The sequence below is a fragment of the Pandoraea anapnoica genome, assembly GCF_902459765.1.
GTDB classification, from domain to species: domain Bacteria; phylum Pseudomonadota; class Gammaproteobacteria; order Burkholderiales; family Burkholderiaceae; genus Pandoraea; species Pandoraea anapnoica.
On the sequence record NZ_CABPSP010000011.1, the window covers coordinates 85,618 to 108,276 of the forward strand.

The 22,659-nt window shown below is 63.9% G+C and carries 21 protein-coding genes; 14 read left to right on the forward strand and 7 right to left on the reverse strand.

Features of this window, described 5'->3' with window-relative positions; translation table 11 throughout:
- Positions 1-5 precede the first annotated feature (5 nt).
- The 8 genes from PAN31117_RS17870 (at position 6) to PAN31117_RS17905 (ending at position 7,509) form a co-directional block, all read left to right on the forward strand.
- Positions 6-902: a class II aldolase/adducin family protein gene (locus PAN31117_RS17870; protein ID WP_150739392.1), complete on the forward strand. Its 897-nt coding sequence runs from the start codon at positions 6-8 to the stop codon at positions 900-902.
- Positions 903-987: 85 nt separating this feature from the next.
- The gene (locus tag PAN31117_RS17875) at positions 988-2,049 is read left to right on the forward strand and encodes an ABC transporter substrate-binding protein (protein ID WP_150739393.1); all 1,062 of its coding nucleotides are present in this window, start codon (positions 988-990) and stop codon (positions 2,047-2,049) included.
- A 23-nt stretch (positions 2,050-2,072) separates the two neighbouring features.
- Positions 2,073-3,218: an ABC transporter permease gene (locus tag PAN31117_RS17880; protein ID WP_246189152.1), complete on the forward strand. Its 1,146-nt coding sequence runs from the start codon at positions 2,073-2,075 to the stop codon at positions 3,216-3,218.
- Positions 3,212-4,063, forward strand: coding sequence for an ABC transporter ATP-binding protein (locus PAN31117_RS17885; RefSeq protein ID WP_150739394.1), 852 nt, complete (start codon positions 3,212-3,214; stop codon positions 4,061-4,063). The genes PAN31117_RS17880 and PAN31117_RS17885 overlap by 7 nt, the downstream gene beginning before the upstream one ends.
- A gap of 72 nt (positions 4,064-4,135) precedes the next feature.
- Positions 4,136-5,383 carry a c-type cytochrome gene (locus PAN31117_RS17890; protein WP_150739395.1) on the forward strand — a complete coding sequence of 416 codons (1,248 nt, stop codon included), beginning with the start codon at positions 4,136-4,138 and terminating at the stop codon, positions 5,381-5,383.
- A gap of 67 nt (positions 5,384-5,450) precedes the next feature.
- Entirely contained in the window at positions 5,451-6,419 is a 969-nt protein-coding gene (locus PAN31117_RS17895; RefSeq protein WP_150739396.1) for an ABC transporter substrate-binding protein, read from the forward strand.
- A gap of 190 nt (positions 6,420-6,609) precedes the next feature.
- Positions 6,610-7,251 carry a LysE family translocator gene (locus tag PAN31117_RS17900; RefSeq protein ID WP_150739397.1) on the forward strand — a complete coding sequence of 214 codons (642 nt, stop codon included), beginning with the start codon at positions 6,610-6,612 and terminating at the stop codon, positions 7,249-7,251.
- Between the two features lie 15 nt (positions 7,252-7,266).
- The gene (locus tag PAN31117_RS17905) at positions 7,267-7,509 is read left to right on the forward strand and encodes a DUF3820 family protein (RefSeq protein ID WP_150739398.1); all 243 of its coding nucleotides are present in this window, start codon (positions 7,267-7,269) and stop codon (positions 7,507-7,509) included.
- 37 nt (positions 7,510-7,546) lie between these two features.
- Here PAN31117_RS17905 and PAN31117_RS17910 read toward each other — a convergent pair whose 3' ends face one another.
- The 3 genes from PAN31117_RS17910 to PAN31117_RS17920 form a co-directional block, all read right to left on the reverse strand.
- Positions 7,547-9,007, reverse strand: a complete 1,461-nt coding sequence (locus PAN31117_RS17910) for an amidase (RefSeq protein ID WP_150739399.1) — start codon at positions 9,005-9,007, stop codon at positions 7,547-7,549.
- Positions 9,008-9,226: 219 nt separating this feature from the next.
- Positions 9,227-10,021: a substrate-binding domain-containing protein gene (locus PAN31117_RS17915; protein WP_150739400.1), complete on the reverse strand. Its 795-nt coding sequence runs from the start codon at positions 10,019-10,021 to the stop codon at positions 9,227-9,229.
- Positions 10,022-10,102: 81 nt separating this feature from the next.
- The gene (locus tag PAN31117_RS17920; RefSeq protein WP_150739401.1) at positions 10,103-11,416 is read right to left on the reverse strand and encodes an MFS transporter; all 1,314 of its coding nucleotides are present in this window, start codon (positions 11,414-11,416) and stop codon (positions 10,103-10,105) included.
- A 313-nt stretch (positions 11,417-11,729) separates the two neighbouring features.
- On the opposite strand from PAN31117_RS17920, the gene PAN31117_RS17925 reads away from it, so the two are divergent.
- Positions 11,730-12,701, forward strand: a complete 972-nt coding sequence (locus PAN31117_RS17925) for a LysR family transcriptional regulator (protein WP_150739402.1) — start codon at positions 11,730-11,732, stop codon at positions 12,699-12,701.
- Positions 12,702-12,820: 119 nt separating this feature from the next.
- Entirely contained in the window at positions 12,821-13,249 is a 429-nt protein-coding gene (locus tag PAN31117_RS17930) for a hypothetical protein (protein ID WP_150739403.1), read from the forward strand.
- A gap of 25 nt (positions 13,250-13,274) precedes the next feature.
- Here PAN31117_RS17930 and PAN31117_RS17935 read toward each other — a convergent pair whose 3' ends face one another.
- The 3 genes from PAN31117_RS17935 to PAN31117_RS17950 form a co-directional block, all read right to left on the reverse strand.
- Positions 13,275-13,694 (reverse strand): type II toxin-antitoxin system HicB family antitoxin, encoded by a 420-nt coding sequence (locus PAN31117_RS17935; protein ID WP_150739404.1) that lies wholly within the window; start codon positions 13,692-13,694, stop codon positions 13,275-13,277.
- Positions 13,695-14,169: 475 nt separating this feature from the next.
- Complete coding sequence (locus PAN31117_RS17945) at positions 14,170-15,357, reverse strand: alpha-hydroxy acid oxidase (RefSeq protein WP_150739405.1); 1,188 nt, start codon at positions 15,355-15,357, stop codon at positions 14,170-14,172.
- 65 nt (positions 15,358-15,422) lie between these two features.
- On the reverse strand, positions 15,423-15,896 hold the full coding sequence (locus PAN31117_RS17950) for an Lrp/AsnC family transcriptional regulator (RefSeq protein WP_058377695.1): 474 nt from the start codon (positions 15,894-15,896) through the stop codon (positions 15,423-15,425).
- Between the two features lie 269 nt (positions 15,897-16,165).
- Between PAN31117_RS17950 and PAN31117_RS17955 the strand changes: the two genes are divergently transcribed.
- Both PAN31117_RS17955 and PAN31117_RS17960 read left to right on the forward strand, forming a co-directional pair.
- The gene (locus PAN31117_RS17955; RefSeq protein WP_150739406.1) at positions 16,166-17,260 is read left to right on the forward strand and encodes a porin; all 1,095 of its coding nucleotides are present in this window, start codon (positions 16,166-16,168) and stop codon (positions 17,258-17,260) included.
- A gap of 89 nt (positions 17,261-17,349) precedes the next feature.
- On the forward strand, positions 17,350-18,822 hold the full coding sequence (locus tag PAN31117_RS17960; RefSeq protein ID WP_150739407.1) for an amino acid permease: 1,473 nt from the start codon (positions 17,350-17,352) through the stop codon (positions 18,820-18,822).
- Positions 18,823-18,934: 112 nt separating this feature from the next.
- Here the strand turns inward: PAN31117_RS17960 and PAN31117_RS17965 are convergent, their stop codons facing one another.
- Positions 18,935-19,696: a CerR family C-terminal domain-containing protein gene (locus tag PAN31117_RS17965; protein ID WP_246189153.1), complete on the reverse strand. Its 762-nt coding sequence runs from the start codon at positions 19,694-19,696 to the stop codon at positions 18,935-18,937.
- A 147-nt stretch (positions 19,697-19,843) separates the two neighbouring features.
- Between PAN31117_RS17965 and PAN31117_RS17970 the strand changes: the two genes are divergently transcribed.
- Together PAN31117_RS17970 and PAN31117_RS17975 are read left to right on the forward strand one after the other, a co-directional pair.
- Positions 19,844-21,079, forward strand: a complete 1,236-nt coding sequence (locus PAN31117_RS17970; protein WP_370855771.1) for an HlyD family secretion protein — start codon at positions 19,844-19,846, stop codon at positions 21,077-21,079.
- On the forward strand, positions 21,072-22,658 hold the full coding sequence (locus tag PAN31117_RS17975) for an MDR family MFS transporter (protein ID WP_370855769.1): 1,587 nt from the start codon (positions 21,072-21,074) through the stop codon (positions 22,656-22,658). Before PAN31117_RS17970 ends, PAN31117_RS17975 begins: the two co-directional genes overlap by 8 nt.
- Position 22,659: the final 1 nt, after the last annotated feature.

The window sequence follows — 22,659 nt, forward strand, 5'->3', positions numbered from 1 at the left end:
ACGCAATGGCTGCCGTCCTGCCCGTCGATACGCACAGTTTCGGACGTACCACGTCCACGACGCCCCACCCACAGGCCCCGACTCGCACCACACCGACCGGTCTCGTACTCAACGCCGCACCGCAGCAGCGCTTCTGGTTCGACGCGCCGCCCGTGCGCCACGACATCCTCGCCGAGCGTCGCCATCGTCAGACGAGACTCGCCGCCGCGTTCCGCATCTTCGCGCGCCACGGCTTCGATCTCGGGCTGGCCGGTCACATCACCGCACGCGATCCGGAGTTGCCCGATCACTTCTGGGTCAATCCGCTGGGCGTGCACTTCTCGCGCATCAAGGTCTCCGATCTGCTGCTCGTGAACGCCAAAGGCGAGACCGTGGTCGGCGACCGTCCCCTGAACAAGGCGGCGTTTGCGATTCACGCGGCGATCCATGAAGCGCATCCGCATCTGGTCGCCGCCGCGCACACGCACTCGACCTACGGCAAAGCGTGGTCGACGCTGGGCCGTCCGCTCGATCCACTCACGCAGGACTCGTGCGGCTTCTTCGAAGACCACGCGCTGTTCGACGACTTCACCGGCATGGTGGTCGACGGCAGCGAAGGCGACCGCATTGCGCATGCACTGAACAAGCCTGATGGCAGCGGCACCGTCAAAGGCGTGATTCTGAAGAACCACGGCATTCTCACCGCCGGTCCGAGCGTCGAAGCCGCCGCGTGGTGGTACATCGCGCTGGAGAACGTGGCGCACACGCAATTGCTCGCCGAAGCGGCAGGCACGCCGCAACCTATCTACGAAGCGACGGCGCGTCACACGCACAGTCAGGTCGGTGGCCCGGAAGGCGCGCTGTACTCGTTCGAGAGCCTTTACGAAGGTCTCGTCGAGGCGGAGCCCGATCTGCTCGACTGAGGTGACCGACTGAGGTGATCGACTGAGGTGATCGCCTAAAGCGCCAGACACACAAACATCAGAAATCAACAGGGGAGTCGTACCCATGAAGTTCCGCCACACCGACAAGACCACCGGCATTACCGCTATCAGCAGCACCGTCACCAATACCGACGTGCACGCCGGTCGCCGCAAGGTGCTGCGTGCGGGCACCGCTGTCGCGCTCGCGGCGCCCGCCTTGCTGCTCGGCCGTCAGGCATGGTCGCAGCCGAAGAAGCTCACCTTCGCGTGGAACCAGAACTCGTTCTGCCTGACGCCCATCGTTGCTGCACAGGAGCGTGGCTTCTTCGAGAAGAACGGCCTGCAAGTCGACCTGATCAATTACAGCGGCTCGACGGACCAGTTGCTCGAATCGATCGCCACCGGCAAGGCCGACGCGGCCGTGGGCATGATTCACCGCTGGCTCAAACCGCTCGAATCGGGCTTCGACGTGAAGATCATCGGCAGCTCGCACGGCGGCTGCGTGCGCCTGCTCGGCTCGAAGGCGGCGGGCATTACGTCGCTCGCCGCCCTCAAGGGCAAGACGGTGGGTGTGTCGGATCTGGCCGCACCGGGCAAGCACTTCTTCCAGATTCTGCTGGCGAAGAACGGCATCGACGCCGAGCGCGACATCACATGGCGTCAGTACCCGGCCGACCTGCTCGGCGTGGCCGTGGACAAGGGGGAAATTCAGGCGATTGCCGACGGCGATCCGAACCTCTATCTGCTGGAGAAGCGCACTAACGGCGCTTACGTCGAACTGGCGACGAACCTCACCGGCGAGTACGCCCGCAAGGTGTGCTGCGTGATCGGCGCGCGCGGCGATCTGGTGCGCAACGACCGTGCGGCCGCGAGTGCGCTGGCGCGCTCCATCGTGCAGGCCACCGAGTTCGTCAACGAGAACCCGAACGAGGCCGCGAAGATCTTTGCGAAGTACTCGCCGAAGATCAGCCCCGAGGATCTGCGCCGCCTGTACGCCACGCTCACCTATTCCCATCACCCGACCGGCGTGGACCTGCGCGACGAAATCGCGTACTTCGCCGACGACTTCCGCCGCATCGGTGTGCTCAAGAAGACGACCGATCCGCAGAAACTCGCGCAACACGTCTACGCCAACGTGCTGGGCTGAGCGTACCTCCCGGACAAGTGATCATGAGTGCCATTCTCGACAACGCCGCACTGCGCGGTGCATCGCCCGCCAGTGCGCTTGAACTGACGGAACAGACCGAAGGGTCCGCGCTGCGGACAAGTGCGGCGAACGCAGCTTCCGTGCCGCGCATCCCGGCCTTCGACGAAACGCAGATCGACCAGTTGTTCGCCGCCCCGCGTACGTCTGCGCTGTGGGGCGTGGGCTTCGCCGCCGCGCTGGCGTGGGCCGCCTTCGGTGCGCTCACGCTGCGCTGGCCGAACAAGGTCGTCGGCTTCTCCGACTGGGCCTTCACCGACGAGTTGGGCGTGTTTGCGCTGGCTGTGGCCGCCTTGCTAGCGTTGCTATCCGTCGCCGGGCGCGCGACACCGCCGCTGCTGCGGTTGCGTGAAGCCCTGACGGGTGCGGGGCCGTGGCTCGTGGCCATTGCGGTGGCGCTCTCCGCCTGGGAAATCCTCACCGCGAAGACCGGCTCGCTGCCCACGCCGTTCTTCGCACCGCCGCAGGCGCTCATCGAGGTCTACACGGAAGACTGGCGACGTCTTGGCGACAGCGCCGCGAACACGCTCAAGCTGCTCGGTCTGGGCTTCGGCTTCGGTGCGATTGCGGGCTTTCTGATCGGTGTCTCGATCGGCTGGTCACGCGCTATCGGGTATTGGGTGCATCCGGTACTTCGCGTGCTCGGGCCCGTGCCCGCCACGGCGTTGTTGCCGCTCACGTTCTACTTCTTCCCGTCGAGCTACTCGGCGGCGGCCTTCCTCATCGCATTGTCGACAGCCTTTCCCGTCGCCGTGCTCACGTGGTCGGGCGTCGCAGGCGTCAACAAGAGCTATTACGACGTGGCACGCACGCTGGGCGCATCGGAAGCGTTTCTGGTGCTGCGCGTGGCGATTCCCGCCGCGCTGCCGAATGTCTTCGTCGGCCTGTTCATGGGACTCGGCGCGTCGTTCTCGGTGCTCGTGACGGCCGAAATGATGGGCGTGAAGTCCGGTCTCGGCTGGTATCTCACGTGGGCGCAAGGCTGGGCGTCGTACGTGAATATGTACGCCGCGCTGATCGTCATGGCCCTGCTCTTCTCCGGCGTCATCACGCTGCTCTTCACCGTGCGCGACCGTGCGCTCGCCTGGCAGAAAGGAACCGTCAAATGGTAAGCGCCGCCACTTTGTCCCCCACGTTCGCAGGTGCGGATGCCGGTGTGACATCGCCGTCGACTCACGATGGCGCACACCCGGCCAACGACACCGGCGCGCAGATCGATATCCAGGCAGTGAGCCATTGGTTCGGCTCGCGTCAGTCACCCTTGCAGGTGCTCGACGCTGTCGATCTGAGAGTCGCGCCCGGGGAATTCGTCGCGCTGCTCGGCCCCAGCGGGTGCGGCAAGTCCACGTTGCTGCGCCTTGTCGCCGGTCTGGAAACGGCCACACGCGGCACCATCACGCAGGACGGTACGGCCATCACACGCCCCGATCCCTCGCGCATCGTGGTGTTTCAGGACCCGACGCTCTACCCCTGGCGAACTGTGCGCGACAACGTCGCGCTCGGTCTGCAAGCGCGCGGCGTGCTCGGGAAAGAACGTCATCGTGTCGATGCGGCGCTCGCGCGCGTGGGCCTCTCCGAGTTTGCCGACGCCTTCCCGCATCAACTCTCGGGTGGCATGGCGCAACGGGTCGCACTCGCGCGTGCGCTCGTGAACGATCCGCGTCTGCTAGTGCTCGACGAACCGCTTGGCAAGCTCGACTCGCTCACGCGACTGGCGATGCAAAGCGAACTCGTCGAGTTGTGGCAGCGCGCAGGGTTCTCTGCGCTGCTCGTCACGCACGACGTTGAGGAGGCACTTTTCCTCGCGCAACGCGTGATCGTGTTCAGCCCGCGCCCGGCAAAGATCGTGGCGGAGCTGCATGTGGATCTGCCCTACCCGCGTCATCGCGGCGACGCCCGTATCACCGAACTGCGCCACGAAGCGCTTCGACATCTGGGGCTCGATGCAAGCTGGTAATTCTGAATTGCGTGCTGTCGTTAGCCGATTGGTTCGCCGTACTGCGATGTCGTTGAAGTCGCCTCTGCACCGATGACCTCGCCGCCTTCCCATCTCTGGCTCAATGCGTTACTGCAGGCCTTGCAGTTCGTGCAGTCGACGTGGCTCGGCGCGCTCTATGCGCTCGGCATTACCGACGATTCGCACGGCGCGCCCGCGTGGCCGTGGGCGCAACGCATCGCGGGTGAGAACCTCGTCATCGACGTGGCGCTCGCCCGACAGTTCGCGTGGATGCTCGCGGCTATCGCGTTCGCCGTCGTTTGCCTGCTGCTCGCCGTGTGCTGGCGACGTGCGTGGCGTTGGCTGACGGTGGCGGCCATCGGTGCGCTCGTCCTCGCACCGTGGCCATCGCCTCAGTTGTGGCTGACGGCAGCCGTGCCGACCAGCTTTCATACGAGTCCGACGGGCTTCACAGTCGATAGCATCGCGCGCGGCGCACGTATCTACTCGGCGCAATGCGCCACCTGCCACGGCGCGGATGGACGCGGCGAGGGGCCACTCGCCGCCACGCTCAGGCGCTGGCCGCCCACGATGGCGAGTGCGTTGCTGAGCCGTCGCGCCGACGGGGAACTGTTCTGGCACGTGCTGTACGGCATGCGCGACGATCAGGGCGTCACCATGCCCGGTTTCCTCGGCCGTCTGAGCGACCGCGAAGTGTGGGACGCCCTCGATTACATGCGCGTGTTGTCCGCGTCCGCAGGCATGTCCGCCGGGGGTAGCTGGCCCGTGCCGATTGCGCTGCCGTCGGTCGCCGTGAAATGCGCGGGCCGTCCCGACCGTACGCTGGACGCATGGCGCGGCAATCAGCGCGTTCGTGTAGTGGCGGTCGACGCCGCCCATCCGCCGCCGTTCGAAGACCCGCGATTCCTCACGCTGCTGATCCGGCGCGACGACGTTCAGGCGACACGGCTCGCGGCGGCTTCCGTGCGCAAGGTGGCTACTGTGGCCACGCGAGGCACGCCCGGCAACGTCACGCCGCTGTTCGGTACCCGTGCGGACTGTGTCGCCGATGCGAGCGAAGCGTGGCAAGTCTTCGCGCAGATCGCGGGCGCGTCGGCATCCGATCTGGCGGGCACCGAGTGGCTGGCGGATCGCGACGGCTGGCTGCGCGCGCTCGCCCCGGCAGGACGTCGCGGCTGGGCCGACGGCGGCCTGATGTGCACGACATCGACCTCGCTGCAAGTCGGCGACAAATCGCCTGCGCGCGACCCACTCACCGCCACGCTTCTCGAGATGGATGGCGACCCGGTGCGCTTCGTCAAAGGCGGCTTCGTGCATTAACGCCCGTTTGCGCGCACAGCCAACACCTCAACCTCAAGAATCTTCCGATCCACCTCAGGCTTTCATCATGACGATTTCCCGACGCCGTTTCCTGCAGTACGTCACGACTTCCAGCGCCGCCGGTGCGCTGACCACGCTCGCGCTGCCGGGCACCTCGTTCGCTCAATCGGGACGCCCTGTCCTCAAAGCCGGCGACCAGAAAGGCGGACTGCGGGCGCTGCTCGAAGCGGCCGACGAACTGAAGCAGTTGCCGTACGACATCCAGTGGACGGAATTTCCCGCCGCCGCACCGCTGGCCGAAGCGCTCAACGCCGGTGCAGTCGACTGCGGACCGATTGGCGACGCGCCGGTGATCTTCGCGCTGTCCGCCGGTGCGGCCATCAAAATCATCGGCGCCAATCGCTCGGACGCTTTCGGCACCGCCGTGCTCGTGCGCCCCGACGCGACGCTGCGCACCGCCGTCGACCTCAAGGGCAAGAACATCGGCACGACGCGCGGCTCCATCGGGCACTTCGTCACGCTCAAGGCGATCACGGCGGCAGGACTTGCGCCGGGCGACGTCAATTTCCGCTTCCTCCCCCCGGCCGATACGATCACCGCACTGGCGAGTGGCTCGGTCGACGCCTGGGCTACGTGGGAGCCATACACGGCAGTGGCAGAGACGACCGGGCGGGCGCGGGTGCTGGTGAACGGTCGGGGGCTATGGTCGGGGCTGAGCTATCTCGCCGCGACGGACGCGGCCATCGCCGCCAAACAGGAAGTGCTGCGCGACTTTCTGGCTCGGGTGGTGCGCGCGCAAGTCTGGTCGTACCAGCACGTGGACGCGTTCTCGGTCGCGATGGCGCGCATCATCGGCATTCCCGTCGAAGCGGCGAAGCTCCAGTTCTCGCGGCGCGCGACGAAATGGCGCAACATCGACGACGCACTCGTCGCCGAGCAACAACGCACGGCGGACTTCTACGCGCAGGTCGGGTTGTTACGTCAGCCGCTCGACGTCCGGCCGACCTTCGACCGGCGCTTCCCCGTCAAGGTATGAGGAGTGACGAGGCGGAACGCTTAAGCGGATGGGCGCAGGGCAGACCCATAGCCAACTGGCACGGTAGAAATCACGCGAACTGTCTATGGCGCGAGGCGAGTCGCGCCCGGACACTTTGACGATTCCCCGTCAGATTGCCCGTCCGCTGGCCCCCTTCACCGGGCACCGGTCATCGGGCCCAAGGTCCGCCATGATCGTCAGCACCGCGCTCTCCGCCCATCTTCTGGTCGCCTTCACGGCGTACTTCGTCAACGCCGCGAGTCCCGGCCCGAGCAATCTCGCGATCATGTCCATTGCCGCCAACCATGGCCGCCGTCCGGCGCTCACGTTCGCACTGGGCGTCATGTCCGGCTCGTTGTTCTGGGCGACGGTCGCCATGCTCGGTATCTCGGCCACGCTGCTTGCCTACGCGCAGTTCCTCGTTGCGCTCAAGCTTTTCGGTGGTGCGTATCTGCTGTGGCTGGCGTTCAAGTCGGGGCGTGCAGCGCTGCGTCCGTCAAAGGCAGCGACGTTCGTGCCGACGGACGCCAACGGGGTGTTGTCTCTCAAGCGCCTTTACGTGCGCGGCACGCTATTCCATCTCACCAATCCGAAGGCGGTGCTGGGGTGGATGTCCGTGGTCGCGTTGTCGTCGGGGCCGGACGGGAGCATGCCGGTGGCCGTCGTGCCCGGCTGCGCGGTGCTCGGGCTGACGATCTTTTGCGGCTACGCGATGTTGTTCTCGACGCAAACCGCACGGCGCGTGTACATCAGAATCCGCCGTTGGCTCGATGGCTGCCTTGCCGTCGTCTTCGGTGCGGCAGGGTGGCAGTTGCTGACGTCGCGGGTTTGAGCTATACCTGCGCTCATGCTTAATTTCGACGCCGACGCGCTGATGCGCCTCGTAACCACGCCCATGCCCTACGGCAAGCACAAGGGCACGATGATCGCCGACCTGCCGGGCAACTACCTCAGTTGGTTCGCCCGCGAAGGCTTTCCCCCCAACGAGATCGGCCGTCTGCTCGCGCTGATGCACGAAATCGACCATAACGCGCTCGGCGAACTCCTCAAGCCGCTGCGGGCACGCGCGCAGGCGTCGCGTCCTAAGTAAGACGTTTGCCTGCGCGGTTTGATGACTGCGCGACGTGTCACCGCCCCGCCAGCATCGGCGGCAAACGACGCCGCACCCACTGCGTCTGCTGCTCATGCGCATGCGCAAGTTGCAGCACCGCAAGATCGGCCTGCGCCGGTCCGATGATCTGCAGGCCCATGGGCAGCCCGCGTGCGTCGAACCCGATCGGCACACTGATCGCGGGCAAGCCTGCGAGTGTCGGCCCGATCACGACCTCCATCCAGCGGTGATAGGTGTCCATCGATTTGCCCGCGATCTCGGAAGGCCAGTGCGTCTGCGCTTCGAACGGGAACACCTGCGCCGACGGCAGCAGCAGGAAGTCGTAACGCTCGAACAGACGCGCCAGCGACCGGTACCATTCGCTGCGGTCGATGGACGCACGAAACACGTCGGTCGCGCGCAGCGTTTCGCCGCCTTCCACCTCCCATCGCGCTTCCGGCTTGAGTTTCTCGCGACGCGCCGGATCGGCGTACATCTCACCGAGCGAGCCGTTCACCATCCAGTGACGCAGCGTGAGCCACGTCTGCCACAGCCGGTCAGGCGCGAAGTCGGGCGCGCACGCCTCGACCTCGCATCCCATCGCGCTGAAATCCTTCAGCGATGCCTCGCACAGCGCCATCACACCGTCTTCCATCGGCAGATAGCCACCGTAGTCACCGAGCCAGCCGAGCTTCAGTCCCTTGACATCACGCTGCAAGGCACTGGCGAATCGGGACGCGCCGTTCGCAATCGACAGCGGGCTGCGTTTGTCGTAGCCGGACTGCGTGTCGAGCAGTTGAGCGACGTCGGCGACCGTGCGTCCCATCGGTCCTTCGGTGCTCATTTGCTGCACGAAGACTTCCGGTGCCGGACCGTACGGCACACGGCCTTGCGACGGCCGGAATCCGTAGACGTTGCCGAATGCCGCCGGGTTGCGTAGCGAGCCCATAAAGTCGCTTCCGTCGGCCACCGGCAACAGGCGCAGCGCCAGTGCGCTGCCCGCGCCGCCGCTGCTGCCACCGGCAATGCGCGTGGGAGCATAGGCGTTGCCCGTGGTGCCAAAGACAGGGTTGTAGCTGTGCGAACCGAGTCCGAACTCGGAGACGTTCGTCTTGCCGATGAAGATGGCCCCGGCCGCGCGAATGCGCGACACACTGATGCTGTCCTGCGTGTCCGGAGCGTCGGATGTCAACGGCGACCCCTTGCGCGTGGGCAATCCGGCGCACGACGCGATGTCCTTCACCGCATGCGGCATGCCGTGCATCCAGCCGAGCGACTCACCGCTGGCCAGTTGATGGTCGCGCGCGTCGGCTTCGGCCAGCAACGTCTGCGCGTCGCGCAGCGACACGATGGCGTTGACCTCGGGGTTGTACTGCGCGATGTGCGCGAGATACGCCTGCATGACCTCGCGGCAGGACACGCGACGACGATGAATAGCGTCGGACAGCGCCAGCGCGTCGAGCGCGACGATGTCGTTCAGGTTCGGCACGGCGGCCATGTCTCTCTCCTCGCTGCGGATGGTATCGACGTCGTCCGGTGCGACGCCTCTGTCTGATGCGTCATTGTCGGCCAATCCCGGCCCGATACCGAAGCGAAAAAATTATTTCACATATTCGCTATCTGGATTCGCTCATCCGCAGCGACGTTGCGAGGCAGAAAAAAACGCGGCCCGACGTTCATCGGGCCGCGTTGGCTTTCCTGCGAAACTACCACCGAATCAGTGCATCAGCGGATCAAGACCGGTCGATTCAACATCTTTGGCCACGGACGGCGCCGCCATATACGTCAGCAGCTTCTTGCCTTCTTCCGGATGGGGTGCATTCACGGGCACGCCACCGGCGAAGCGCGTGACCGATTGCAGCGACTCGGGAATCTTGCCCGCAAAGGCGATGCCTTTGACCGGCAGCAATTCGCTGACCTGTTGCAAACCGAGTGCGTAATCGCCCGCCGCCACCTTTTCGGCCACTGGCGTCTTCTGCACCATCACCGCCTTGCCTTGCATCTGCTCGGCAATGCCCAGTTTCTTGAACAGTTCGCGCTCGACATACACGCCGCTCGCGCTGTCCGAGTACGCGACCGATTTGGCCGCCAGCAGCGCCGCCTTCAGCTTCTCCGGCGTGCTGACGTCGGGCACGACTTCACCGGCCTTGACCACGACGCCGATGCGCGAGTCGGCCAGATCGACGCGCGAGTCCGCACGCACTTTACCTGCCTTGATCAGGTCGTCGAGCGCGTAACCGACCATGATGACGACGTCGGCCGATTCGCCGCGCGCCAGCCGGTTCGGAATCGCTTCGGGCGCCTTGCCCATCGACGGCCCCCACGCCGTGTCGACGTGATCGCCACTCGCGGCTTCAAACTTGGGCAGCAGCAGCTTGTACGCCGCCGTGAACCCGCCGGAATTCATGACGTTGAGATTTTCTGCGCTCGCCGGTGCAGCGGCGAGCGTCGCTGTCAGGACGATGCCCGCGCCCAGTGAGCTCAGCAGACGTCGCGTCGAAATGCCTTTCATGGTGTGACCTGTCTCTCGTTATTGTGAATGGGGATGATGCGGACGCCGTGCCGCTGCGGTGGCGTCCGGTATCCGGTGATATCAGCCCGCCGCGAGTCCGGCCGGGTTCTGACCGCCGCGGCGGCCGCGATAGAGCGCCAGCGTCGCGCAGATGGCGCACAGCGCAGCGAAGCTCATCCAATAGCCCGGTGCGGCCTTGTCGCCCGTCGCGTGAATCAGATACGTCGAGAGGGCCGGCGTAAAGCCGCCGAAAAGCGCCGTTGCCAAGCTATACGCGAGCGAGAAGCCAGCGACGCGCACGTCCGGCGGCATGACTTCGGTCAGCGCCGGGATCATCGCCCCGTTGTACATGCCGTACAGGAACGAGAGCCACAGCAGCGCGACCAGCATGCGCGTGAAGCTCGGGGCCTGCACGAGGAATGACAACACCGGGTAAGCCGTCAGCAGCGTGAGACCTGCGAAGAGCAGCAACACCGGACGACGGCCGATACGGTCCGACAGCGTGCCGCCGATCGGCAGCCAGATGAAATTCGACACACCCACGCACAGCGTGACGAGCAGCGCGTCGGCGCTCGACAGGTGCAGCACGCTCTTGCCGAACGTCGGGGCATAGACGGTGATGAGGTAGAACGCCGTCGTGGTCAGCGCCACGAGCATGGTGCCGCCGATCACGACGCCAAGGTTCGCCGCCATCGAGCGGAACACTTCACCGACCGACGGGTGACGCTTGCGCGCCTTGAACTCGTCGCTTTCCTGAAGCGAGCGGCGCAGTGCAAAGATTACCGGCACGATCATGCAGCCCACGAGGAACGGCAGACGCCAGCCCCATGCCGCGATCTGCTGCGCGGTGAGCGTGAGCGACAGCGTGAAGCCGAGCGCCGCCGAGACGACGATGGCGACCTGTTGGCTGGCCGACTGCCAGCTCGTGTAGAAGCCCTTGCGGCCCGGCGTCGCAATTTCCGCGAGATACACGGACACGCCACCGAGTTCGGCACCGGCCGAGAAGCCTTGCAGCAACCGGCCGATCAGCACCAGCACAGGGGCTGCGAGACCAATGGTTTCGTAGCCGGGCACGAAGGCAATGAGGATCGTGCCGCTCGCCATAATGGCCAGCGTCGTGACCAGCCCTTTGCGACGGCCAACGTTATCGATGTAAGCCCCCAGCACGATGGCGCCTAGCGGACGCATCAGGAAGCCTGCCCCGAATACGGCGAAGGTCAGCATGAGCGACGCAAACTCGCTGTCCGTCGGGAAGAAGACGCGGGAAATCTGGGTGGCGTAGAAACCGAACAGGAAGAAATCGAATTGTTCGAGGAAGTTACCAGCGGTGACGCGAATGACCGCGCCGACTTTCGAGGATTGACGCGAAACCGCATCTTGGGGGCGCTGTGACATGCGCTGTCTCCGTGTTGCCTGCGGCCCGGGGGGTCGGGCCGAGATTAATCGTCGCACTGCGTCTCTGCCAGGGACGTGTCGAGCCGTCACGGACGCTTGATGAAGCCGCTAATGTTGCGCCGGAAGTTCCGCGCTTGTGAATTGCAATTTTTGGAAAGATTGATGCGCATACGCTATCAATGGCAGGATGCTTATGCACCTACCGAGCGGTAACACGTTACACTCTGCGCCGCACCGGTCGCTGCCCGCTCCCCCTTGCCATTAGGGGTTTCAGGTCCGCCGTGCGCTTGTACGGCATTCATCCCCCCATGTCATGGCGATCAACTTCGATCTGAACGATCTGCAGGCCTTCCGCGCGGTCGCGCAACTCGCGAGCTTTCGTCGCGCGGCCGAGTCGATCCATCTCTCCCAGCCTGCGTTGTCGCGTCGCATCGACAAGTTGGAAGACGCGTTGGGCGTCAAACTTTTCGAGCGTAGTACGCGTCGTGTGGCGCTGACCAATGTGGGTCGCGCTTTCGCCCGCGATGCGGAGCGGATCCTCGACGATCTCGACAATGCGCTACTGGGGATTCGCGACGTCGCGTCGTCGAGTCTCGGGCACGTGACGATAGCCTGCGTGCCGTCGGCCGCCTACTACTTCATGCCGCAAGTGATCTCGCGCTATCACCGGGCCTTCCCGCGCATTCGCGTTTCAGTGCTCGACGCGAGCGCCAATGAGGTGCTGGCGGCCGTGGTGAACGGCGATGCCGATTTCGGTCTGAATTTCATCGGCAGCCAGGAGCCGAACATCGAGTTCAAGCTGCTGTTGCAGGAGCGGTACGTGGCGGCGTGCCGTCGCGATCATCCGCTGGCGGGCAAGAAGCGGGTGACGTGGCGCGAGCTATACGAATACGACTACATCACCGTCGGCAAAGCCTCGGGCAACAGGCTCTTGCTCGATCAGGCGCTGACCGGCTTGCCGCAACGTCCGCCGAGCATCTGCGAGACACAACACGTCACGACGATGATCGGGCTCGTGGAAGCGGGCCTCGGGGTCGCGGCGGTGCCGACGATGGCGATGCCGGGCGGCGGTCATCCGCTGCTCACGAGTGTGCCGCTGGTCGATCCGGTGGTCACGCGCCGCATGGGAATGATTCGCAGCAAGGCGCGTCCACTCTCGCCTGCGGCGGCGCAGTTGTACCGCTTCGTGGCGGAGATGAAGGTGGCGTCTCGACGCCGCACGGGCGGGACGGAAACACCCGACGTCGATGGCACCGAGAACGGCGATAGCGTCGATGTGACTTGATTGCACGCACCGAAACACTTTGTTACCCGTCTTACGAGAAGTGAAACATTGGGGAGACGGCGGCGCGGCGGGGTCTCTTTATACTTGCGTCGCGTTAATCCGAACTCTCATCAAGACTCATGTTCAAGCGAATTTTTCCGATCGTGGCGATGGCCACGCTGGCTGCAACGACATCGCTGACGGCAGCCGCCAGCGATATGAACAATGCCCTCGGCGGTGCGCTGGGCGGCGTGGCAGGCGCGGCCGTGGGCGGCGCGCTGGGTGGTAGCACCGGTGCGGTGCTGGGCGGTGCGGTCGGCGGTGGCGCTGGCGGCGCGATCACGTCGAACCGCCGCGAGCGCACGGGCGCAATCCTCGGCGGTGCGCTGGGTGGCGGTGCGGGCACGGCCGCAGGCAATGCCATGGGCGGACGCTCGGGCGGCCTGATTGGCGCGGCCGTCGGCGGCGGTGCCGGTGCGGCCCTCGGCGGCAACATGTCCCGCTCCAGCTCGTACGACGATGACCACTATCGCGGCAAGCGTCGCGGTCATCACAAACACCATCATTGATGCAGGCTGTCGGGCGTGTCTGAGCTCAGACCGCCCGAACCTCAAGCCGTTTTCCTAGTATCGCGAACGCGGACTCCACGGCATCGAGGCGCGATGCATATCCGAGCTTCAACAGACGATCCACCTGCACCTGATTCACGTGCATGCGTCTGGCCAGCTCGGCCTTGCGCACATTCTGGGCAATCATCTCGTTGGCAAGCAGGACTTTGATCGACGCCATGATCGGCAGCGTGATCGTTGCCTGCCCCCGCTTCGGGCGCGACGGCCACGGAATCGCAGTCTTCTGCGCGAAGTAGAACTCCAACGCCGCCTCAAGCGCTTCGAGCGCCTGTTCACGCGCGTCCGCTTCGTTCTCGCCGACCGTAATCGCTTCAGGCACGTCCGGGAACGTCACCAACAACGTGCCATTGGTATCACGCTTAAGCGTGATGGGATAGGTCAACATGGTGCACCTCGAATGTTTGTTGTGCCCTCAGGTGTTTGCCGGACTCACTTCGGCCCCAACTGCTTCTTGATGGCTTCCACCAGACCTGGCCCATTTCCTTTGCTCCATGATCGGGAAAGACCGTGGAACGTCCATTGAGCGTCACGCGAAAATGGCTGGAACCAGCTCGATGCTGTTCGAAAGTGGCTCCCTGCCGACGGAGCCATCTTCTGAACTCGTTCTACTTCATAAGTCACCCGCGATAGATTTGAACAATACAACAGATTTGTTGCAATTTTTATCGTAAAAAAAGCAACACATTTGTTGTAAATCCGCAGTGCTTCGCTCCTGCTTGCCGAGACAGGCCGCTGACATCATCCCCGAGCGCTGGCTGCTAGGGTGCGGGGTCGTCGATTTATCGGAATGGACCTATCGAAACGAAAAAAGCCGCAGCGGGTGGCTGCGGCTTTTCCGATTGACGCGGGTGTTTGCGGTGTTAGCGGTCGCCCGGATCGGGCAAGTACGGGCCGATGCCCGTGGGGTAGCTGCCCGGGATAAGCATCGACGGGTCCAGACGGTCGACGGTCGTGCGGCCTGTAAGCGCCATCGTCACGTCCATCTCCTTCGCAATCACCTCCAGCGCGCGACGCACACCGGCCTCACCCATCGCGCCCAGACCATACAGGAACGGACGCCCGATCAGCGTGCCCTTCGCGCCCAGCGCCATCGCCTTGATCACGTCCTGTCCCGAACGAATACCACCGTCGAGCCAGACTTCCGTGTCGCGCCCCACCGCCGCTACGATGTCCGGCAACGCGCGAATCGACGAGATCGCACCGTCCAGTTGTCGCCCGCCGTGATTGCTCACCACAATGGCGTCCGCCCCGGTGTCGCGTGCGGCACGCGCATCCTCCGGATCGAGCACGCCCTTGAGTACCAGCTTGCCGCCCCAGCGCTTCTTGATCCACTCGACGTCGTCCCACGACAGACACGGATCGAATTGCGCCGCTGACCACGCCGCCAGCGAGCCGATGTCGTCCACTCCCTTGGCGTGCCCGACGATATTGCCGAACGTGCGACGACGTGTGCCCAACATGCCCATGCACCAGCGCGGCTTGGTCATCATGTTGGCGATGTTCGGCAGCGTGAGTTTCGGCGGTGCCGACAGTCCGTTCTTGATGTCCTTGTGACGCTGGCCGCTGATTTGCAGATCCATCGTCACCATCAGCGCCGAACACCCGGCCGCTTTCGCCCGGTCGATCAGACGCTCGATGAAGTCGCGATCGCGCATGACATACAGTTGAAACCAGAACGGCGCTTTCGTGTGCGCCGCCACGTCCTCGATGGAACAGATCGACACGGTCGAAAGCGTAAACGGCACACCGAAGGCTTCCGCCGCGCGTGCCGCCAGGATCTCTCCGTCCGCATGCTGCATGCCGGTCATGCCTGTAGGCGCCAGCGCGACCGGCATGGCGACCGGCTGGCCGAGCATCGTCGTGCGCGTGCTGCGATGCTCGATGTTGACCGCCACCCGCTGACGGAAACCGATGCCACCGAAATCGTCGGCGTTGGCCCGATACGTGGACTCGGTCCACGAGCCGGAATCGACATACTCGTAAAACATGCGCGGTACGCGCCGTTGCGCGAGAACCCGCAAGTCCTCGATGGTGGTGATCACTGCCATGCTGCGTCTCTTCTTTTAAGAATTCTCTCTCGAACTTTGAGAATAGTTAATATGTTCTAGATTTTTTATTTCTGCTTCACGAGGTCGACAAGCGACTGCGTATTCTTGATTGTCTTTAGGACAATGTTCGATTGAATCGACATAACGGCCGGCGCGCGATACAGCTCATTGACGATAAAGTCGGAGTAATGCGCGAGGTTGCGCGCTCTTACCGTCAAGATGTAATTAGCCGATCCGGTGACGATGCGCGCGGTGACCACTTCGGGCCAGTTCTGCACGCACGCCAGAAACTTTTCATGCCACTGATCGACGTCCGGACGCAGCGTGATTTGCACTAGCGCTTCGAACTCCAGGCCGATATGCTGTGCGTCCACGATGCAGCGGTATCCGGAAATCACTCCCCGATCCTCCAGCAATTTCACCCGGCGCAGGCATGCCGACGGCGACAGGCCGACGGCATCCGCCAGTTCCTGGTTGGAAATACGGCCATTGAGTTCGAGATGGCGGAGGATGCGCAGATCGGCAAGGTCGAGGTTCATCGGCAGAATCCATCAAGTTTCCCAGGATTCTGGCAGATCCTTCGATTTACCGCCAGTTGCTTGATAGAAATAGCAAGCAAATTCAATTTTTGCGTTGATATGATAGCCCTCGCCCCCGCGCCGGAAGGGTGAGGCATTTCCTGTCGGGTGCTTTCAGATATTGCAGTCGTCGTGCCGAGAAGAATTCGCTGTCTCCTATATCGGAAGGAACGGCGGATCGTTTTTAAAGAGCATTCATAAAACGTCTACAAGGCGTCATCAGGAGACTCATGAAGTCTGCAATTCCGGCCAGTCTGGCCATCCTCTCGGCCGCTTGCGGCCTGGCCTTCAGCACCACCGCCGCTGCACAAAGCACGGGCAACGTCACCCTGTACGGGATCGTCGACCAGAGCGTGCGCTATCAGACCAACGCTAACGCCAATAACGACGCTCTGTGGCAAGTCGCCAACGGCGCCGTGACCAACAGCCGCTTCGGCTTCAAGGGCACGGAAGACCTCGGCGGCGGCATGAAGGCGATCTTCCAGTTGGAGTCGGGCATCGACCCGCAAAACGGTACGCTCGCCAACGGTCCGCGTCTGTTCGACCGCTATGCGTTCGTCGGCCTGCAAAACCAGTACGGCACGATCAAGATCGGCCGTCAGGCCACCGAGGCGTTCAACGTCTACGGCGACTTCGACCCGCTCACCATCGGCAACTACGCGAACAATTCGTGGATGTACAACATCACGCGCGGTCGTGTGGATAACGCCGTGAGCTACGCCGGTACGTTCGGCGGCCTGTCGGTCGGCGCAACCTACGGTTTCGGCAACACTGCGGGCACGATGGCCGCCAGCAACTACTGGGGCGCACGTGCCGCTTACGCGATGGGCCCGTTCCAGGTCGCGGGTGTGTATCAGCAAGCGCGCGACGCCGCCAAGCGTGTGCAACAGATGTGGGGCCTCGGCGGTATTTACAGCGTCTCCATTGCCAAGGTGTTTGTGGGCTACATGGGCGGACGCGATCGCAGCGGCTGGCTCGACGGCACGCTCAACGATCCTGCGCACACGGTCACGACGGGCAACCTGAACGACAACCCGCGCAAGGACACGACGTTCTACCTCGGCACGACTATTCAGGCCATGCCGAATCTCGCCATCACCGGCGCGGCGTACTTCGACGACATCAAGAACATCAACGCGCAGGCGGGCGACGCCGGCTCGGGTCGTCGCTATACGTACGTGCTGCTCGCCGAGTACGCACTGTCCAAGCGCACGCAACTCTACGGCACCGTCGATTACAACAAGGTCAGCGGCGCAGCACGCGTCGAACTGCCGGGTAACTCGACGCAAGTCGGTGTGGGCACGGGGATCCGCCACATCTTCTAAGCGGCAGGCGCGAGCGTCGTTCCGTTTTGGACGGGCTCGCGCCCCCCCTCCCCGTAGCACGCTCCAACTTTTGTAGTGAAAGGTGTGTCATGACGCGTACTCCCCAGCCCCCTTCGTCTTCATCGTCGTCTTCGTCCGGCAAGCGCGATTTCTCGCACATCACGCGCCGCGAACAAGGCTTGCGACGCTCCCTCACCGCCAGCCAGATGGCCATGATCGCCATTGGCGGCGCCATCGGCACCGGACTCTTTCTCGGCAGCGGTTTCGCCATCGGCTTCGCCGGGCCGAGCGTGCTGATCTCCTATGCTATCGGGGCGCTCATCGCGCTCATGCTCATGGGATGTCTTGCCGAGATGACCGTCGCGCATCCGACGTCGGGGTCGTTCGGCGCGTACGCGGAGCATTACATCGGGCCGTGGGCGGGTTTTCTCGTGCGTTATGCCTACTGGTCGTGCATCGTGCTGGCCGTAGGCACCGAGGTCAGCGCCATCGCCGTCTACATGAAGTACTGGTTCCCGCAGGTGCCGGGCTGGTATTGGGTCGCCGGTTTTTCGGCCGCACTCGTACTCGTGAACGCCATGTCGGTGAACCTGTTCGGCGCGATCGAATACGGCTTCTCGCTCATCAAGATCACGGCCATCGTCGTGTTCATTCTGATCGGCGCTTACGTGGTGTTCATTGCACCAGGTTCCGTCGCCGACGGCGCGCATTCGCCAGCCGGGTTCGCGAATTACACCGCGCACGGCGGGTTCTTCCCGAAGGGGCTCTGGGGCATGTGGGTGGCCGTCATCATTTCGATCTTCAGCTACCTGTCGATCGAGATGATCGCCGTGGCCGCAGGTGAAGCCGAGAACCCGGAGCGCGCCGTGACGCGCGCCTTCCGCTCGACGGTCGTGCGCCTCGTGCTGTTCTATCTGCTCACGCTCGCGCTGATGCTCGCCATCGTGCCGTGGACCGCCGCCGGGCAAGACGAAAGCCCGTTCGTGAAAGTGATGCAGGCCATCAACATTCCGGGGGCGGCAGGCGTGATCAATTTCGTGGTGCTGATCGCAGCGCTCTCGTCGATGAACAGCCAGCTCTACATCACGACCCGCATGATGTTCTCGCTCTCGCGCGCCGGTTATGCGCCCGCCCGCTTCGGCGAAGTGAACAAGCGCGGCGTGCCGCTGGCCGCGCTGCTGCTCTCGACGGTCGGCATTGCGCTGGCCACGCTCGTGAACTTCCTGTACCCCGAGTCGTCGTTCACGTTCATGATGGCGATCTCGATGTTCGGCGCGATGCTCACGTGGATGATGATCTTCGTCACGCACTTCTTTTTCCGTCGCGCATGGCGACGCGAGAACCACCCGCCACTGGCGTTTCGCATGTGGGGCTTTCCGTGGCTCACGCTGCTGGGGGCCGCACTCATGGCCGCCATCATGCTCACGACGCTCCTTACCAGTGTGTTCCGCATGACGATGATCTTCGGTGTGCCGTTCGTGGCCGCCGTGCTGCTGGTTTACTTCCTTTGGTATCGCAAGCGCGACGGGGAGCCGCAGGCGCGCACGGCGACGCAATCGTGAGCGCTCGCCACACGCAGAGATGAAAAGAGACGGGGCACCCATGGGCGCCCCGTCTCATTTTCGATCCACGCACCGCTTCAAGCATCGGTGCGCGTTGGCGTCGTTCAGCCCGTCACGACTTCGCGGCCGCCTTGCGCTGGCGTACCGTGCGCTCCAGCAAGTAACGCGTCTGCTCCAGCACGGCTTCGCGCACCATCCGATTGCGCTCCGGATTCGGCTCCGAACTCCATCCCATCGAGCTGTCGACGGAACGGCGCATTACGCGAAACGCCATCCCGAGCGTGCTGATGCACACGGCGCGCACGCGCATGGCCTCGTCGTCGGGCGCAACGCCCGCGAGCCGCGTCACGATGTTCGCGCCTACGGACGCCAAACGGCTTGAAAAGCGGTCGTGAAACACCTTGAATCCCGCTTCCGGCCCGAGCCCTGCCTGCTCCCGCGCCATGAACATGTGCCACCCCTCGATCTCCGGCACTTCTTCCATGAAGCCCGCCTTGCGATTCTGCAGCTCGCAGAAGGCGTCGATGAGCTGCTTGTCGGTGGCGTCGGGATCGGCCATCACCTGTTCGGCCGACTCGATCGCCCCGCCCATCTGCCTGAGCACCAGCCCCAGGATGTACTCGACGCACGCCTTGTACACCCCTTCCTTGTTGTCGAAGTAGTACTGAAGCGCTGGCGCGTTCACACCCGCCTCGTTCGCGATGTCGCGCGTGGACGCTCCGGCAAAGCCGAACTCGCCGAAACACTTGATCGCAGCGAGGATGATGCGCGCACGCGTTTCCTCGCCACGCTGATAGCCGGTATCGACCGCATGCCGCGGGCGCGTGGCTGTGCTCTGCATGCGAACGCGCCCGGCACGTGATGTCCCTGTCATGACTCTCCTTGCTTCCCAAAACTTTCGTCAAAAATATAACACTTGACATAAATCGATCAACTGGAATAATTCTGCCAATTGGAATAATTTGGGGAAATTCCCATGAATACGGCAACACAGGTCAAACCGTCGGAACCGGTGCACACGATGGAGCGTCCGGCAGACGCCCCCGCCGCCAAAGCGGTGGAAAGCGCCGGAAAGCCCGACCAGACGAAGACCCCGGCCAATCCGCGTCGTAAGAAGCTGCTACTGGGCGCGCTTGCGCTGGGCGTCGTTGCGGGGCTTAGATGGGGCTCACACTGGTGGCTGGTGGGTCGCTTCATTGAATCGACCGATGACGCCTATCTGCAAGCCGACAGTATGACCGTCGCGCCGAAGGTGGGCGGCTACGTCACCGAAGTGCTGGTGCGCGACAACGAAACGGTGACGCTCGGACAACCGCTGGTGCGGCTGGACGGGCGTCAGTATCAGGCCGCTTACGACGAAGCGACGGCGACCGTCGTGGCGCGTGAGGCGGACGTCGCCCGCGCGCAGGCCGAGCTTTCGCAACACGCTGCGACTATCGCGCAGGCCCGCGCAGAACTCGATAGCGCAAAGGCAAACGCCGCTTACTCCGCGGGTCAGGTCAAGCGCTACGCCCCGCTCGTGGCGACCGGCGCGGAGACAGACGAACGTCTGGCCGAGCTGCGCAACACCAGCACTCGCGCCGACGCCTCGCTCAAGAGCAACGAAGCCAGCCTTCAGTCGACCGAGCGTCAGACCGATACGCTGAGCGCGGCGCTCGCTCAGGCCAAGGCCCAACTGGCCGTGGCACAAGCCAGCGCGCGCAAGGCCGAACTCGATCTCGCCGATACCGTGGTCAAGAGCACGCTGGCCGGACGCGTCGGCGACCGTGCGGTTCGCGTGGGACAGTTCGCGCAGCCCGGCACCCGTCTGCTGACGGTCGTGCCGGTGCAGAACGTCTATCTGACGGCGAACTTCAAGGAAACGCAGGTCGGTCATATGCGCCCCGGTCAGCCCGTGACAATTCACGTCGACGCACTGCCTGGCGAGCCGATCCACGGCGTGGTCGACTCCGTCTCTCCGGGCACCGGCTCGCAGTTCGCGCTGCTGCCCGCCCAGAACGCGACGGGTAACTTCACGAAGATCGTGCAGCGCGTTCCGGTGCGTATCCGACTTGATGCGCCGGAATCGCTGCGTGCCGTGCTGCTGCCGGGACTGTCGGTGACAGCAGATGTCGACACGCACGCAGTGACCCAAAAGACCGCGGCGACACCGACCAAGGTGTCGCTCAGCGCGCCGCTCGGCTCGGGCGTCGGCCCGGCGATGAACATGCCGTCGAACGCCAGTACGGCACCAGCCAACGGAGTCCAGCGTGGCTAACACCGCTGCCGCTGGCATCGCCAGTGCAGCAGCCAAACCGACCAATGCGAGCGCGTCGGACTGGATCGCCGTCGCGGCCGGGGCGCTCGGCGCGCTGCTCGCCACGCTCGACATCTCGATTACCAACTCGGCACTGCCGCAGATTCAGGGGCAGATCGGGGCGTCGGGCACCGAGGGCACGTGGATTTCCACCGGCTATCTGATGTCCGAGATCGTCATGATTCCGCTCGCCGCGTGGCTGACACGTGTGCTCGGGCTGCGACGCTTTCTGATGCTCAACGCCGTCTTCTTCACGCTGTTCTCGATGATGTGCGGTGCGTCGAGCAGCCTGACCGAGATGGTGGTCGGCCGTATCGGCCAGGGCTTCGCAGGCGGCGCAATGATTCCGACGGCGCAAATGATCATTCGCACGCGTCTGCCCCGACATCAGATGGGCGTGGGCATGGCGATGTTCGGCCTGATTGTGCTGCTCGGCCCGCTGCTCGGTCCGGTAGTGGGCGGCTGGCTCACCGAGAACGCAAACTGGCGTTGGTGCTTCTTTCTGAACCTGCCACTCTCCGCTGCCATCGTGACGTTGCTCGGCCTGGGCCTCAAGCGCGAACCGACCAACTTGCAGGCTTTCCTCAAGGCGGACTGGCTGGGCATCGTGGGTCTGACGATCGGACTGAGCACGCTCACCGTTGTGCTCGAAGAAGGCCAACGCGAGCGCTGGTTCGATTCGCACATGATCATCTGGCTGTCGGTCTTTTCAGTCATCGGCATCGGCATGATGCTCGTGGCGCAATTCACCGCCGAGAAGCCCATCGTCAAACTCGCGCTACTGGGCAACAAGAACTACGCGAGCGTGATCTACATCGTGTTCACCGTCGGCGCGGGGCTTTATGGCGTGTCGTATCTGTTGCCGCAGTTCCTCGCCACGATTGCGGGCTACAACGCGCAGCAGTCCGGGAACATCATGCTGCTCTCCGGGCTGCCCGCGTTCTTGATGATGCCGTTCTTGCCGCGCCTGATCAGTCGTGTGGACATCCGTCTGCTGGTGATTCTCGGGCTGCTCTGCTTCTTCGCGAGCTGCATGCTCGACATCGATCTGACGGCACAAAGCGTGGGGCACGATTTCACGTTGTCGCAATTGCTGCGCGGCGTCGGGCAGATGCTCGCGATGATGCCGCTCAATCAGGCCTCGATGGCCGCCGTGGATGCGCAGGATGCCGGTGACGCCGCGGGGCTCTACAACATGGCCCGCAACCTCGGCGGCTCGGTCGGCCTCGCGCTGCTGGGCACGCTGATCGATCGTCGCACGGACTATCACGACGCCATACTGCGCGAGTCGCTCACAGCCAATAATCCGATGGGACAGGAACATCTCTCGGCCAATGCAGCGGGCTTTTTTGCGCAGACGGGCGACATGGTTCACGCGCAGTTGCAGGCGAGCGCACAACTCGCTGCCGAGATCGCCAGACAAGCCAGCGTCATCACGTTTTCCGAGACTTTTTATGCGTTGGGGATCGCGCTGCTGCTCTGCGTGCCGCTCGCCCTGATGCTCAAGCAACCGGCCGGTTTCAGCTCCGGCGGGCATTGAA

Coding starts and splice junctions, on each gene's coding strand:
- PAN31117_RS17925 (WP_150739402.1), top strand. CDS start 11,730: ATGGCGATCAACTTCGATCTGAACGATCTGCAGGCCTTCCGCGCGGTC.
- PAN31117_RS17915 (WP_150739400.1), bottom strand. CDS start 10,021: ATGAAAGGCATTTCGACGCGACGTCTGCTGAGCTCACTGGGCGCGGGC.
- PAN31117_RS17955 (WP_150739406.1), top strand. CDS start 16,166: ATGAAGTCTGCAATTCCGGCCAGTCTGGCCATCCTCTCGGCCGCTTGC.
- PAN31117_RS17900 (WP_150739397.1), top strand. CDS start 6,610: ATGATCGTCAGCACCGCGCTCTCCGCCCATCTTCTGGTCGCCTTCACG.
- PAN31117_RS17970 (WP_370855771.1), top strand. CDS start 19,844: ATGGAGCGTCCGGCAGACGCCCCCGCCGCCAAAGCGGTGGAAAGCGCC.
- PAN31117_RS17930 (WP_150739403.1), top strand. CDS start 12,821: ATGTTCAAGCGAATTTTTCCGATCGTGGCGATGGCCACGCTGGCTGCA.
- PAN31117_RS17945 (WP_150739405.1), bottom strand. CDS start 15,357: ATGGCAGTGATCACCACCATCGAGGACTTGCGGGTTCTCGCGCAACGG.
- PAN31117_RS17895 (WP_150739396.1), top strand. CDS start 5,451: ATGACGATTTCCCGACGCCGTTTCCTGCAGTACGTCACGACTTCCAGC.
- PAN31117_RS17870 (WP_150739392.1), top strand. CDS start 6: ATGGCTGCCGTCCTGCCCGTCGATACGCACAGTTTCGGACGTACCACG.
- PAN31117_RS17880 (WP_246189152.1), top strand. CDS start 2,073: ATGAGTGCCATTCTCGACAACGCCGCACTGCGCGGTGCATCGCCCGCC.
- PAN31117_RS17960 (WP_150739407.1), top strand. CDS start 17,350: ATGACGCGTACTCCCCAGCCCCCTTCGTCTTCATCGTCGTCTTCGTCC.
- PAN31117_RS17965 (WP_246189153.1), bottom strand. CDS start 19,696: ATGACAGGGACATCACGTGCCGGGCGCGTTCGCATGCAGAGCACAGCC.
- PAN31117_RS17950 (WP_058377695.1), bottom strand. CDS start 15,896: ATGAACCTCGACCTTGCCGATCTGCGCATCCTCCGCCATCTCGAACTC.
- PAN31117_RS17920 (WP_150739401.1), bottom strand. CDS start 11,416: ATGTCACAGCGCCCCCAAGATGCGGTTTCGCGTCAATCCTCGAAAGTC.
- PAN31117_RS17935 (WP_150739404.1), bottom strand. CDS start 13,694: ATGTTGACCTATCCCATCACGCTTAAGCGTGATACCAATGGCACGTTG.
- PAN31117_RS17890 (WP_150739395.1), top strand. CDS start 4,136: ATGACCTCGCCGCCTTCCCATCTCTGGCTCAATGCGTTACTGCAGGCC.
- PAN31117_RS17905 (WP_150739398.1), top strand. CDS start 7,267: ATGCTTAATTTCGACGCCGACGCGCTGATGCGCCTCGTAACCACGCCC.
- PAN31117_RS17885 (WP_150739394.1), top strand. CDS start 3,212: ATGGTAAGCGCCGCCACTTTGTCCCCCACGTTCGCAGGTGCGGATGCC.
- PAN31117_RS17910 (WP_150739399.1), bottom strand. CDS start 9,007: ATGGCCGCCGTGCCGAACCTGAACGACATCGTCGCGCTCGACGCGCTG.
- PAN31117_RS17875 (WP_150739393.1), top strand. CDS start 988: ATGAAGTTCCGCCACACCGACAAGACCACCGGCATTACCGCTATCAGC.